14 protein-coding genes are annotated in these 13,288 nt (G+C 71.0%); 9 read left to right on the top strand and 5 right to left on the bottom strand.

The window, feature by feature from the left end:
* Nucleotides 1-58: 58 nt before the first annotated feature.
* From ABZ478_RS37905 to ABZ478_RS37930, 6 genes are all read left to right on the top strand, one after another.
* On the top strand, nt 59-403 hold the full coding sequence (locus tag ABZ478_RS37905; RefSeq protein ID WP_359557176.1) for a MerR family transcriptional regulator: 345 nt from the start codon (nt 59-61) through the stop codon (nt 401-403).
* A 308-nt stretch (nt 404-711) separates the two neighbouring features.
* A complete protein-coding gene (locus ABZ478_RS37910; RefSeq protein ID WP_359557179.1) occupies nt 712-1,920 on the top strand; it encodes a PP2C family protein-serine/threonine phosphatase in 1,209 nt (402 codons plus the stop codon).
* A gap of 61 nt (nt 1,921-1,981) precedes the next feature.
* A complete protein-coding gene (locus ABZ478_RS37915; RefSeq protein ID WP_359557182.1) occupies nt 1,982-2,371 on the top strand; it encodes an STAS domain-containing protein in 390 nt (129 codons plus the stop codon).
* Nucleotides 2,372-2,650: 279 nt separating this feature from the next.
* Complete coding sequence (locus tag ABZ478_RS37920) at nt 2,651-3,133, top strand: ATP-binding protein (protein WP_359557184.1); 483 nt, start codon at nt 2,651-2,653, stop codon at nt 3,131-3,133.
* Nucleotides 3,134-3,478: 345 nt separating this feature from the next.
* The gene (locus tag ABZ478_RS37925) at nt 3,479-4,309 is read left to right on the top strand and encodes an RNA polymerase sigma factor SigF (RefSeq protein ID WP_359557187.1); all 831 of its coding nucleotides are present in this window, start codon (nt 3,479-3,481) and stop codon (nt 4,307-4,309) included.
* A gap of 344 nt (nt 4,310-4,653) precedes the next feature.
* Nucleotides 4,654-4,923, top strand: coding sequence for a DUF4190 domain-containing protein (locus ABZ478_RS37930; RefSeq protein ID WP_359557190.1), 270 nt, complete (start codon nt 4,654-4,656; stop codon nt 4,921-4,923).
* A gap of 131 nt (nt 4,924-5,054) precedes the next feature.
* Here the strand turns inward: ABZ478_RS37930 and ABZ478_RS37935 are convergent, their stop codons facing one another.
* A complete protein-coding gene (locus ABZ478_RS37935; RefSeq protein ID WP_359557192.1) occupies nt 5,055-5,933 on the bottom strand; it encodes a transposase in 879 nt (292 codons plus the stop codon).
* Between the two features lie 520 nt (nt 5,934-6,453).
* Nucleotides 6,454-7,446 (bottom strand): YafY family protein, encoded by a 993-nt coding sequence (locus ABZ478_RS37940; protein ID WP_359557194.1) that lies wholly within the window; start codon nt 7,444-7,446, stop codon nt 6,454-6,456.
* 103 nt (nt 7,447-7,549) lie between these two features.
* Here ABZ478_RS37940 and ABZ478_RS37945 point away from each other — a divergent pair, with 103 nt between their 5' ends.
* The 3 genes from ABZ478_RS37945 to ABZ478_RS37955 all read left to right on the top strand — a co-directional run bounded on the left by ABZ478_RS37945 (nt 7,550) and on the right by ABZ478_RS37955 (nt 9,205).
* On the top strand, nt 7,550-7,948 hold the full coding sequence (locus tag ABZ478_RS37945; protein ID WP_359557196.1) for a VOC family protein: 399 nt from the start codon (nt 7,550-7,552) through the stop codon (nt 7,946-7,948).
* A gap of 612 nt (nt 7,949-8,560) precedes the next feature.
* Nucleotides 8,561-8,857: a hypothetical protein gene (locus tag ABZ478_RS37950; protein WP_359557198.1), complete on the top strand. Its 297-nt coding sequence runs from the start codon at nt 8,561-8,563 to the stop codon at nt 8,855-8,857.
* Between the two features lie 177 nt (nt 8,858-9,034).
* Nucleotides 9,035-9,205, top strand: coding sequence for a hypothetical protein (locus ABZ478_RS37955; RefSeq protein WP_011113206.1), 171 nt, complete (start codon nt 9,035-9,037; stop codon nt 9,203-9,205).
* A gap of 416 nt (nt 9,206-9,621) precedes the next feature.
* Here the strand turns inward: ABZ478_RS37955 and ABZ478_RS37960 are convergent, their stop codons facing one another.
* From ABZ478_RS37960 to ABZ478_RS37970, 3 genes are all read right to left on the bottom strand, one after another.
* The gene (locus ABZ478_RS37960; protein ID WP_359557201.1) at nt 9,622-9,909 is read right to left on the bottom strand and encodes a hypothetical protein; all 288 of its coding nucleotides are present in this window, start codon (nt 9,907-9,909) and stop codon (nt 9,622-9,624) included.
* Between the two features lie 86 nt (nt 9,910-9,995).
* On the bottom strand, nt 9,996-10,502 hold the full coding sequence (locus ABZ478_RS37965) for a trypco2 family protein (RefSeq protein ID WP_359557202.1): 507 nt from the start codon (nt 10,500-10,502) through the stop codon (nt 9,996-9,998).
* A 2-nt stretch (nt 10,503-10,504) separates the two neighbouring features.
* A complete protein-coding gene (locus ABZ478_RS37970; protein WP_359557203.1) occupies nt 10,505-13,243 on the bottom strand; it encodes a CHAT domain-containing protein in 2,739 nt (912 codons plus the stop codon).
* Nucleotides 13,244-13,288 lie beyond the last annotated feature (45 nt).

Here is a 13,288-nt window from a genome sequence, read left to right on the forward strand (position 1 = left end):
GCCCGGGTTGCCGTACGGCAACCCGGGCCCCCCGACGCGTCCTTGAAAGAAGAGGTCTATGCCCCCTGCCAGTACCCGGCCCGTCGACAACCTCGACGACGCCGACTACCCCGCCTACACCATGGGCCGGGCCGCCGAGATGCTCGGCACCACCCCCGCCTTCCTCCGCGCCCTCGGGGAGCACCGCCTGATCACCCCCCTGCGCTCCGAAGGCGGCCACCGCCGCTACTCCCGCTACCAACTGCGCATCGCCGCCCGGGCCCGCGAACTCGTCGACCAGGGCACTCCCATCGAGGCAGCCTGCCGCATCATCATCCTCGAAGACCAACTCGAAGAAGCCCAGCGCATCAACGAGCAACTGCGCACCCAGGGCGGTCCGCCGCAGCCGAACACCTCGACCTGAGCAAGAGCGCCGGGCCCGGCCTCGAACACCGACCGCGGAGCGGACCCGGCGCCCGCCACGGCACCGCACCACCTCACGCCGGGACCGGAGCCGGTACACGCAGCACGCCGATGCAGTGCCCGGCGAAAGCGGGCGGCGGCGACGCTGGATAGGCCTTCCCGGCGCCTTCTTCGACCGCGGACGACCGCGTCGAGGGGAACGCCGGCGGTGCTCCGCTTCCCGGCACGGGGTAGTCGGTAGACACCCGGCCCTGCGAGCGGGCTGCCGGAAGACGCCCGGGAGAGGTGAGTCCTCTTGTGATCGACCCCGTGAAGGTGAACAGTGCGCTGACCGAGCTGATGCTGGCCAGCCATGTGGCGGCGTTGGAGGAACTGCCCCGCATGGTGGCCGACAGCGTCGAGCCGGCGGGCCTGCACGATGTGGCGTTCTTCCTCGTGGACGTGCAGGGCGAGGTGTTGCGCGAGGTCACCGGCCGGGGTTCGGACGCCGGTGGGGGCGGTCTGGAACTGGCCGTCGATGCGACCCTGGCCGGAAGGGCCTTCCAGCGGGTGGACCTGGTCACCGAGCCCCCGGCCCCCTCCGGGCGCGACCGCTGCCGCTGGTGGGCGCCCGTCACCGACGGGGTGGAACGGCTCGGAGTGCTGCGCGCGGACGCCGACCAGGACGATCAGGCCACCCGGGACGCGCTGCGCGCACTGACGTCGATGGTGGCGTTGCTGTTGCTGAGCAAGCGGGCCTTCAGCGACTCCTACGCACGTTTGACCCGCACCGCACCGATGAGCGTCGCCGCCGAGATGCAGTGGCACCTGACCCCGCCCTCGGCCTTCGCAGGCCGCCGTACCACCGTCGCCGCGGTCTCGGAGCCGGCCTACGAGGTCGGCGGCGACGCCTTCGACTACGCGGTCTCCGACCATGTGCTGCATCTGTTCATGTTCGACGCCATGGGCCACGACGCCCGAGCGGGCCTGACCGCCAACATGGCCGTGGCCACCTGCCGCAATGCCCGCCGCCAGGGCGCCGACCTCGTGCAGACCTCCCAGGCGGTCGAAGACGCCCTGGTCGAGCAGTTCGGCCCCAGCCGCTACGTCACCGGAATCCTCGCCGATCTCGACATGGCAACCGGGCGGCTGACCTGGATCAACCGCGGTCACCACCTGCCCGTACTGTTGCGCTCGGGACGCTGGCCCAGTGACCTGCACTGCCCGCCGGGCGGGCCCATGGGCGTCGCCCTGGGACTGCCGGTGGCCGTCTGCCAGGACCAGATGCACCCCGGTGACCGGCTCGTCCTCTACACCGACGGCGTCATCGAAGCCCGCGACGCACAAGGGCGGGAGCTCGGTCTCAAACGGTTCACCGATTACCTCGTACGCCACCACGCCGACCGCCTCACCGTCCACGAGACGCTGCGCCGGCTCATCCACTCCGTCCTCGACCACCACGACGGCCACCTCGACGACGACGCCACCATCCTGCTCGCCGAATGGCGGGACCCCGATCAGGACCGCCTCACCCCCTGACGCCAGCGCTTCTGCGCATGACGAGACACAGGCCACGCGGCGGAGAAGGAGGCAGCAGACCATGCCCGACCATCAGGCCGACTCGCCGGGCTCCGCAGCCGCGCTCACCGTGCACACCGAGGCTCTGCCCGGCCAGACTGTCCTGCTCACCCTGCAAGGCGCTCTCGACCACCACACCAGCGCCCAGCTCACTCGGACTCTGCACACACTGCTGCGCCACACCCACCCGGTGGTCCTGCTGGACCTGTCCGGGCTGTCCTTCATCGACTCCACCGGCCTGACCTGCCTGCTCCAGGCCAGGCGAGCCCTCCACGACGTCGACGGCACCATCGACCTCATCGCACCCGGCCCACCCGTGCAGCACCTGCTGGACCTCACCGGCATCAACCAGGTCTTCCCCATCCACCCCGACCGCTCCACCGCGCAAGCCGCGCACAGGCAGCGGAGATGACCGCACGCCGCCCTACCCCGGCAAGCGCACTCAGGCACTGGGCGGGGTTCTGCCGGCGACTCGCTCGAGGCGGGGGCCGGGGCAGCAGCCCTGCGGGGCATTCGCCCGCCGCGGCGGGGAAGGACCGTCAGAAGTGATCGAACCGGATGCTCGTCAGGAGTGCTGACCTGCGAGTACCAGGTGGTGCCCCCGGTGAGACGGAGCTGACGGCCGGGCGGCAGGTGTCGCACTCATCGGCGGGGGTATACGCGCGGCGTGAACCGCATAGTGAAGGCGGCTGTGAGGGAACCAGCGCCCGTAGGAGAGGACAGCGTCACGCCGGGCGGAGAGGCCATCCAGACCACGGCGGCGCTGGACGGCGACGGCACCGTCATCGCCCAGGCCCGCCACCTGGCCGCCGACTTCCTCACCCGTGTCCAGGCAGACCACGGTCTGCCCGTCTCGCAGCGCGCGATGGACCTCACCCGGCTGGTCGTCAGTGAGCTGGTCACCAACGCCCGCAAGTACGCGCCGGGGCCGGTGCTGCTGGACCTGCGGATCGCCGGCGACGTGGTCGAGATCGTGGTGTGGGACTCCGACCCCGTACTGCCCATCGCCCGGGCCGCGGACGCGGGCCGGGTGGGCCAGCACGGTCTGGAGATCGTGATGGCCGTCTGCCAGGGCTTCGAAGCGCAGCGCGAGCCGGTCGGCAAACGCATCACCGCCCGCATCGCCCTGGCCGACGACCCCGGTGGTGCCGTCTTCGGACGTGGGCCCCTGTGAAACCGCCCTGGCTGATCACGCTCGGCCGGGGCGTACGCCGACGCGGTGGCAACGGCCGCCGGCGGTGTCCACCACGGCCATCGGACGTGGACCATGGGCTGCGTCCGTGAACGAATTCGGTGCCGGAGGTCGGCCCCGCTGCCATGGCGTCGTCGCGGCGCGCCCCATGACCTGCCCGGTAGCACACGTCGGGCCCCCGCTGAACGGCCCCGCTGAGTTCCGGCCCCTCGTTCATGTGGTGGCAGGCATGGGTGGGAAAATAGGGGGTAACCGCCGCCTCGTCGGCCGCTGGGCACGGCGGACGTGGCACGAACTCGCATCCGGGAGGGGACCTTCATGGCGCTCATGAGCACACTGGACACGCAGGCGACCGAGCTGCCGGAAGTTGCCGATCCTGCCCGAGTGGCGCCGAAGGACGCCCGGGAACTCTCCCGGTTGTTCTTCGAGCAGTTGGCGGTGCTGGAAGAGGGCACCGCAGAGTTCAGCTACGCCCGCAACACGCTGATCGAGATGAACATGTCCCTGGTCCGGTATGCGGCCGGCCGGTTCCGCAGCCGGGGTGCGGAGGAGATGGAGGACATCGTCCAGGTCGGCATGATCGGCCTGATCAAGGCGATCGACCGGTTCGAGCTGTCGCGGGAGGCGGAGTTCACCTCCTTCGCGATCCCCTACATCGTGGGGGAGATCAAGCGGTTCTTCCGCGACACCACCTGGGCCGTGCACGTGCCGCGCCGGCTGCAGGAGGCCCGCGTCCAGCTCGCCAGAGCGACCGAGGAGCTGCGCAGCCGACTGGACCGCGACCCGACGGTCAAGGAACTGTCGGAGCTGATGAGCCTGTCCGAGGAAGAGGTGCGTGAGGCCCGCCTGGCTTCCAACGGCTACAACTCTTCCTCCCTGGACGCCGCCATCGGCGGCAGCGAGGACGGCGAGAGCGTCCTGCAGGACTTCATCGGCCTCGAGGACACCGCGCTGGAGCTGGTGGAGGACTTCCACTCCCTGGCCCCGCTGATCGCCGACCTCGATGAGCGGGACCGGCAGATCATTCACATGCGGTTCGTGGAGGAACTCACCCAGGCCCAGATCGGCGAACGCCTGGGTGTCTCGCAGATGCACGTCTCCCGGCTCCTGTCCCGCTGCCTGGCCCGTTTGCGTGAGGGCCTGCTGACCACCCGCTGAAAAAAGGGGAGTCTCCGCGGCAGGCCCGTGGAGGCTTCGCCGGGGGCGGGGGTGGCACGCCTCCTTCCCCACTGCTGACGTCACGGCGAGCACCTCCCGGGCGGAGAGCCGCCCACCCGCGGTAGGGGAGCTCCCTTCCTGGCCCGCCCTGCCGGCAAGCGCTGCGGCGATGCGGTGAGGCTGTGCTGGGCACCGAGGGACACCGGCAGAGCAGATATGTCTCAACTGCGCTCCCCACACCAGGACTTGCCGTGCCTGCCGAGGCATGACCCGGCCGTGACGGGCAACCAGAAGAAAACCGAAGGAGAGAGAACAAGCTCATCGCCACACTCTGGGAGGGGCCGATGTCGTCCTACAGCACAGGCACGCACAAGACGAGCCGGACGAGTGGACTGGCGATCGCGGGACTGGTCTGCGGCATCCTCGGCCTCTTTCTCCTGCCCATCGTCCTGGGGCCGCTGGCCGTCGTCTTCGGTGCCGTGGCACTGCGTCAGACCGGCTCCGCGATGGCGAAGTGGGCCATCGGCCTCGGAGTGGCCGACATCGTTCTCATGATCGTGATGTTCGTCGTCGCAGCCAACAACGGCGGCAGCTTCACCTGGCACATCGGCTGACCTACGGCCGGAGCGTGGCACCTCTTTGCGGACCCGTAGCCCTCGCGGGCGCCCGCGTTCTCGCCGTCCGAGCCGATCGCGAGGTCCAAGACTCCTTGACGTCCTCCCCCTCGTGAACGAGGGGGATTCCCCTATGAGGGGGTTCGGCCGGTCGCCCGGCTTACAGGTTCCTGCTTCACAGACCGCCTGGCGGCGAGGTCTCCACAGGCTGACACGGGCTGCCCGCCCGCGTGTTTGATGTTGATGGCCGCATTGACGTCGGCGTGCGCGGTGTATCCGCAGCCTGCGGCTTTGCACCGGAAGGCCGCTTGGCTCTCACGGTTTCCTTCCGAGACGAAGCCGCGGGCGGAGCACCTTTGCGACGTGTACGCGGGATGGACTTTCACCACGGTTGTGCCCGTGTACCGGGCCGCGCCTGTGAGGGCGAGTTCGAGGCGGTGCCATCCCTTGTCGAGGATGGCCCGGTTCAAGCCCCGCTTCTGGGCCACGCGGGTGCCGGGGGCCTGAAGGGTTCCGGATGCTGAGGCGGACATGTTTGTGATCCGCAGGTCTTCCAGCACGACGAGGGCGTTCTTCGCGACGATCCGCAAGGCGGTCTGCGCGCAGAAGTCGCCGCGCCGGTCCGCGACCCCGCCCATGATGGCGTTCAGTGCGGTGATCGTTTTACGGCGGTTGGCGCTTGCCCGCCTGGAGCGGGCCAGGCGTTGCTGAAGCCGACGGTAGCGTGCGGATTCGCCGGCAGTAATGAACTGCCGATCGTGGAATTCGCCGTCAGAGGTGACCGCGGCCGACTTCACGCCCCGGTCGATCCCGACGATCGTGCCCGGCATCGCATGCCGCTCGGGCATGACGGCCTGGTCGTCCACCAGGAACGACACGAACCAGTGGGCACCCTTACGGGACACAGTGGCCGAGCGGACCTCGCCGCCCAGCGGGCGCGACCACCGCAAGCGGACCCATCCCAGCTTCGGCAGCTTCACCCGGCCCCACTTGCGGCCCAGGCGCTCCACCTGGATTCATTTGGAGTCAGGGAACCTGAACGAGGGCGACCAACGGGCTTTGGACCGCCACCGCACCCTGAACGTTCCATGCTCCCGGCACGCCCGGTCCAGATCCTTCAGGGTCTGCTGAAGCGCGTGCGACGGAGCGGCCTTCAACCACGGATGATCGGGTTTGGCGGCGGCCAGCTCGGCGCACTGCGGCACGTAGTTCATCCACGCACCGCGCCGCCGGTACTCGCGGCGCTGGTGAAGGCCGGTGTTCCACTTGATGTGATCACCGTACCGGCGGCCACTGACAACGCAGCGAACTCCGCCGCTGCGCGGCTCGCGCCGAGGATGAGCTAACCCCTCCCTGAAGACAGGGGCCTGCGCTCAAGAACTCCGGTCACCGGGCACGCCGGCGCGCTCGGTGTCGTACTGCCGACCAGCAACTCGGTTACCCGAAGATCGGACAGCGGGGTGCTGGTCGAGGCTGCAGAAGCGATCAAGGATGCCGGCCTCGGAGTACTTTCCACTCAGTCCCTCGCTGTCAGGCCTGGCGGGCGGAGGACGTGAGGCGATCGGCGAGCGCGATGACGAGGCCGCGCAGCTCATCGGGGCGCTCGATGACGAACGGCCGGTCGAGTGAGGCGAGGACGAGAGGCAGCCAGTCGAGCCGCTCCACTCGCAGCTCGACGCGCAGCCAGCGCTCGGCCGCCCGCTCCTCGCCTGCCAGGGGCGCGTACTCCTCCAGGCGCGCGACGCCGGCGGGAAGGTGGGCGCGGATCTGCTCAACCGTCCCCTGGATTCGCAAGGTCACTTGATACCGGTACTCGGCCGTGGCGAACGCCGACAGCACCCGCTGCGCCGGACCGGGGCCCGCGGGCGCTTCGAATGAGCCGGGCAGGGTCCTTGGGTCTGCGATGCGATCGAGCCGGAAGGTCCGGTCCTCGCCGATCCGGGCGTCCTTGCCCGTGACGTACCACCGGCCCGCATGAGCGACGATCCCGTACGCGTGCAGCGTCCGCTCGCTACGCCGTCCGTCGCGGTCGATGTAGCGGATCGCCACCGGCCGGCGGTGGCGTACCGCATCGGCGATGGTGAGCAGGACCTCGGCGTCCGGGGTGTCCAGGGTTTCGCCGGACTGTTCCGTGAAGGCGAGAGCCTCCACGAGTGTGTCGAGCCGACGGGCGATGTGCCTGGGCAGCACCCGCCGGATCTTCGCCGACGCCGTCTCGCTCGCCGTGCGCTCCGCCGCCGTCAAGCCCGCTCGACGGCCGGCGACCAGACCGAGCAACACGGCCAGCGCCTCGTCGTCGCTGAGCATCAGCGGAGGCAAGCGGTACCCGGGGGCGAGCCGGTACCCGCCGTAACGGCCCCGCACCGATTCCACGGGCACGTCCAGGTCGGTCAGCTGGCCCACATACCGCCGCACCGTTCGCCCCTCGACGCCGAGCCGGTCGGCGAGCTCGGCCACGGTCCGGGTGCCGCCCGATTGCAGCAGCTCCAGGAGTGTCAGCACGCGGCCGGTGGGTCGGGACATGTTCGCAAACCTAGCGCGAATACAGGACCGATTCTGTCCCCTATTCCTTCTAGCCTGCGACATGCACGCCTGCAGCACCTGCAGCACAGCCAAGGAGATTCCCGTGGACTTCGTCTCGATCCGCATCATCACCAGCGACGTGGCACGCCTCGTCGAGTTCTACGAGCGAGCCACACAGACGCAGGCGATATGGGCCACCGAGGACTTCGCCGAACTCAAGACCGCGGGCGCCACCCTCGCGATCGCCGGCACCCGCACCGTCCCGCTGTTCGCCCCAGGCTCTGCCCGCCCGGCGGACAACCACAGCGTCATCACCGAGTTCCTCGTCGACGACGTGGACCGCGTGCACCAGAACCTGACCGGCTTCGTCACCGACTTCGTCAACGAGCCCACCACGATGCCCTGGGGCAACCGGTCGCTGCTGTTCCGGGACCCCGACGGCAACCTCGTCAACTTCTTCACCCCCGTCACCCCAGCGGCCATGGAGAAGTTCGCGCGCTGACGTCGGCGGCGTCCTGCTGCGAGGGCGTGCCGCCGACCTGGAGGCCGGGACCATCGTGGCCCCCTTCCCGTTGGCGCGCTTCGCGCGCGGCATGATCCCGGAGCTGGAGACCGAGCCGAGGGACCTCGGCCCCGGGGACGTCTGGCGTCACCACACGCGAATGCTCTTCTCCCCCAGGACTGCTGGCCGGCGGCGCCGTGGGCCTGTTCGCCGGGGGACTGGCGGCGGTGCGGCCGAGGCAGCCGGGAGCCGGTGAAGAACGCGGCTCCCGGCTGATCACTACGGTCGGCGGGCCGGCCGCTCCTGGAGCCGGGCATGCCGCTGGCCTGCTACAGCACACTGAGCCCCGGGCTGCGCCTCATCCCCGACCTGCGCCCCGCACGACCGGCACCGGCACCGGCACCGGAGCCGAGCCCCCCGGTGCCGGCCGCGGCCGAGGCGTAGGGAGCCGGGCCGACGAGGTGGGCGCCGGCCGGCCCCCACCTCGTACGCGCGTGCCTACGCTACGCGCCCCCAAGGACAGAGCAGCCTGCTGCTCACCGCGTGTGGTGTCCATGGGCCCGGACAGCGGGCGAAGAACCCGTTGTCGGTGGCGGCTGGAACGCTGGTCGCATGAACGGCGATGAGCAGTTGCTGCGTGGCCGGGTCTACGGCTGCGACCACGACGACCCCAACCCCGGCCCTCTGCCCGCACGGACGTACGCGACGCTCGTCGGCGGACCCTTGGACGGTCTGCTGCTGGACATCACCGGCTGGACGGCGCAGGAAGTCGACGGAGGCGTCGCCCTGGCCACCGAGCTGTCGCGGTGGCCCGGCGGCCGCGCCCTGTACGACCCCAGAGCCGACGAGCCGCGCAGATCAGGCCCTGGGGTCGCCTGCCGCTTCCACTACTTCGGCGACACTCCCTGACCCAGGCCCGCACACCGCGGTTGACGAGGCGCTCTGCGCTGCGTGAGGAACGGGGCCGGGGGAACCAGACATGGCGCGCGGCGCCCGCACATGCCCCGTACCGCGCGGAAATAACCCCCACTTTGTGGGCTTGTCACCTTGAGGCAAGGGCACATGGTGGCCAGGAGGTTGATAACGATGGTTCCCCTGCTTCTGGTTCTTCTGCTGGCCCTGATCCTCTTCGGCGCGGGCTTCGCGCTGAAGGCGCTGTGGTGGATCGCGGTGATCGTGCTCGTCGTGTGGCTGCTGGGCTTCGTCGTCCGCACCGCGGACAGCGGCGGCCGCAAGGGCCGCTGGTACCGCTGGTAGCCGATAGACGCGAGGAGCGCGCCACGCGCGCGAGGTGAGTGGGGCCCGGCCGAATACGGCCGGGCCCCACTCGCGTAACAAGACTTCCCGTCCGGGCTGTTGGGAGGGATCGGGCGTATCGGGCGCATCGCAGGGTACGTGAGTGATGCATCGGCCCCGCAGGCCCAGCAGCGGAACCCTGCTCCTCCTGCCTGCGGGGCCGCTGCGCACAGTCCTCCTGCGCGACGTGCCGACCGGACAGAGGCCAGCAGCCGGCAGCGAGGTCAGGACCGCACCAGGCAGTGCGCAGCGAGACGCGCGAGGGGCACATAGGCCAGCAGCATGGTCGATGGCTTCCACGACGCAGGCGGCACGGTTGCACCGGGTGGCGCGGCCGCTTGCCGGGCAGAGAGCCAACCTAGCGAAGAGCCGCACCGCTAAGCCCCAAGAGACTGCAGTTCCAGCGGGCCGGCCTGGTACGTCCTCTCGGCGAAGGCGGCATAAGCGGCAGTGAAGTACGCGCGCCACGCCGACGCGACGCGCACACAGGTGCGCCGCCACAGGTCTCGCAGCGCGCCGGCCGCCGAGGGCAGGGTGTCCGTGTACGTGCTGGTGCCCTTGAGGACGGCGAGCAGCGGGTTTGGCGCGCCCCGCGCCTCGGCCGAGGAGGCCGGCCGTCCTGGCCGGTCGAAGCCCTCGTCGACGAGCGCGACGAACGCCCCCACAGCGTCAGCAACTCCCCAGACCTCCATCGCCGGGACTCTCGCGCGGCCGTCGCCCGGCTGCCAACAGGCCTGAGAGCAAACGGGGTTCAGTCCGCCGGGGGAGCCACCGTGACGAGCAGGGTGTGTGTCACCTCCTCGTGCAGGGCGCCGTCCAGACCGAGGGACACGGACCCGTCCGCCGTGATCGCGAACTCCAGCCGCACCGATCCCTCCTGGAGGTGGAAGGGATCGTCCCCGGTCCGCGCCGACGCCGTCACGCGGCGGATCATCGTGATCGCGTCGACCAGGACGGCGTCCACCGTGCCGTACCGCAGCTCGTGCTGTTGCGCCAGGTCGGGAGGTACGAGGGTCATCTCGATGACATGGGTGTCCCGGCGGGACACCGTACGCCCGATCCTGAGTTTCATGCCGATGAACGGGAGCCGGAAGTCCAGGGAACCGCCGGCCCTCGCAGTGGCGAGGGCGTGCAGGGTGAGCCGCACCGAGGTGACACGCAGATCCCGCCCGGGCGCGGTGGCCGACATGCTCGACTCCGTGACCGCCCGCCTGACGGCGGCCACTAGCTCCTCGACGGGCACGCCGTCGTCGGTCACGTTCACGTTTCCTCGTATGTGACGGGGGTGGGGACGATTCGGGCGGGACTGAAGACGGCAGGGGCAGCGGCGGGGACGGGGGTGGAGACGATCGCGGCGGGATCGCCGTAGACCGTGTACGCCAGCCAGGTGGGGTCACTCTCGTCGTGCCCGGCGTGGGAACGGGCCCGGTGCACCGCCGTGCCCAGCGGCTCCCCCGCCGAGAGGGAGGCGTAGAAGGCTTCCGCGAACCGCTGGGCGCTGTCGCTGCGCACCGCCCACAGCGTGCCCACGAAGGCACCGGCGCCCGCGCCCATGAACTGCTGCGCCCAGCCGAGCATCCGGGTGTACTGCGGGACGGCTCCGGCCGCCCGGCAGGCGTTGATGAAGATGAGCGGACGGCCGTCCTGCAGGGCGCGGCGGGCGACGGCGCTGTTCAGGAGAGCGGGGACGAAGGGGCCGTCCGCGAGGAGGATCGACGAACCGCCGCCGGGGTCGAAGGTGTTGTGGCAGGTGAAGTGGAGCGGTCCCGTCGTGCCCGCGTCGATGACGGTGAGGACGTCGTCCAGCGTGTCGACGACGGTTCCGGTGCCGAGAATCCGGCGGAGCGACTCGATCTCGCTGTCGCCGTTGACCGGGGCCCGCGCGGACACGACGTAGTGCGGTTCACCGATCGGCAGCGCGGACGAGCGGGGCCGGCCCAGGCTGTTGCGCAGGACCGGGAACTGCTGGACCAGGAACCCCTCGTCACGGCCCGGCGCGACGGGGTAGAGGAGTTCCCACGGGAGGACGTCGTGCTCGGAGGCGACGCTGAACGCCGTGATGTGGTCGCGTAGTTGCCAGAACTGCTCCTTGATCGGGTCTGGCACCATCTCCGTCCACAGACCCACCCCCGTCTCCTTCATCCAGCGTCGGGCGTGGGCTCCGGAGTACTCCCCGCGGCCCGCCGCCAGTCTCTGCAGCATGGCGTACGCGCGCTCCGCGGCCGCTTCCGGAGTGGCGGTGAGGGCCTGCGCGAGGACGGCGCCGTAGATGCACCGGTCGGAGATGAGACGGAACGTGTACTGGTCGCCGACCCGGTCCACGAGCAGCGTGACCTCGCCGGGGTGGGCGCGCATCTCGCCCATGTCGGCGGCGCTGGGCGGCTCCACCGCGTAGGGGCCGTCGCGCTCCACCGACACCTCCAGGCCGATCTCGGTGAGGAACGTCCCCCCGGCCCAGGCGCTGACCCGGACGCGGTGCAGGCCCGGTTCCCGGGTCAGGAACGCGAACCGCACCGGTGCGGGGGCACCGAAGGGCGGCACCAGCAGGGTGTGCTCCAGCGGGCCTTGGGGGTCCAGTCCGGCGGGCGCCCGCACGATGAGTGTCAACGGCGAGCCGTCGGGCGCCGGCCGGAACCCGGCCAGCGGGGCCGACACCCCGCCATCGTCGTGATCCGCCCCGAACGGCACCCGCACGACCAGGCTGACCGGTTCGGACAGCCCGGCGTGGGAGGGCATCTGGGCCGACAGATGGTGCGTGGCCGTAGCGGGAGCGGTGTCGGGTTCTCGTACGGTCCCGGCCGGGGTCTCCTCGACCGCGGCGTCCGCGGGCGAGGCGTCGGCCACCCGGGCGGCCACCATGTCGTCCCCCGAGGCGCTGACCGGACCGCCGCGAGTCGTCACCGTGTCCGAGGTGTCGCCAAGGGCGTGCTCCGCGAGAACTCCGCCCCAGAAGTGCCGGCCGTCGGCGGCGTCAGCGCGCGTCCACAGTCGCACGGCTTCGGCCGTCCTGCCGGTCCGCGCGAGACGACCGGCCAGCACCCGTGTCGCCGTCACGTCGTCGGTGGCGGCCATCTCCCGCAACTGCCACTCCACACCGGCGTCCGGGGCCCCGGATGCCGGAGCCGGCCGGGCGGCCAGGCGCGCGGCGGGGGAGGAGAGGACACGGTCGTCGAGCGCGTCCGCCGCCGCCCACCAGCGGACGGCCTCCTCCTGCACGCCGAGACGGGCGAGGGCGGCCGCGACCCGGCGGATGTGGTCCACGGCGCGCACCCGAGCGGGCCCGTCCAGCTCCCGCCGGGACACCTGCGCACGCATGTTCTCGGGGGCGCGCCGCACCAGCGTCGCCACCGCCTCGACGTCATGGCGGTCGGCCAGCCGCCGCAGCGGCGCCTCGGCCTCGTCCGAGCGCCCGGCGCGGTCGAGGACGGCTACGAGGTCCCACTCCCAGGGCTCACCGGCTGCGACGCCCCGGGTCAGCCAGACGACCGCTTCGTCGAGCCGCTCGGCGTCGTCGCCCTCGCGCAGCCGCCCGACGAGGTCCTGCAGCGCATGGAGATCACCGGCGGCGGCCATGTGCCGCAGCCGGTCCTCCGCCTCGGCCGACCGTCCGGCGCTGTCGAGGGCCGCGACGAGTTCCCGCTCCAAGGGGACGCCCGCGTGCACGGCGAGCGTCAGCCAGTGGACGGCTTCGGCGAGCCGTTGGCCGCCGCTGTTGCGTACGAGGCGTTTCGCCAGGTTGCCCATGGCGGTCACGTCGCCGCTCTCGGCCCGTCGGCGTAGCTGTCGTTCCAGCCTCCTGGTGCCGACGTGGTCCGCGAGTTGGTGCAGCGCGGTCTCGTCTCCGGCCGCGATCGCCTTCTCCCACCAGGCGACGGCCTCGTCGTGACGCCCGTCCTCGGCCAGCGCGGTGGCCAGCACCCGCATGGCGAAGGCGTCGCCCGCCGCGGCCAGCCGCCAGCGCCAGTCCTGTCCCTCTTGACCGGCCTTGCCGCCCGACACCCACCCTCACCCCGCGCCGCATCGTCCCAACGGTTGACGGGACAT

The organism is Streptomyces sp. NPDC005706 (genome assembly GCF_040631045.1).
Classification (GTDB): domain Bacteria; phylum Actinomycetota; class Actinomycetes; order Streptomycetales; family Streptomycetaceae; genus Streptomyces.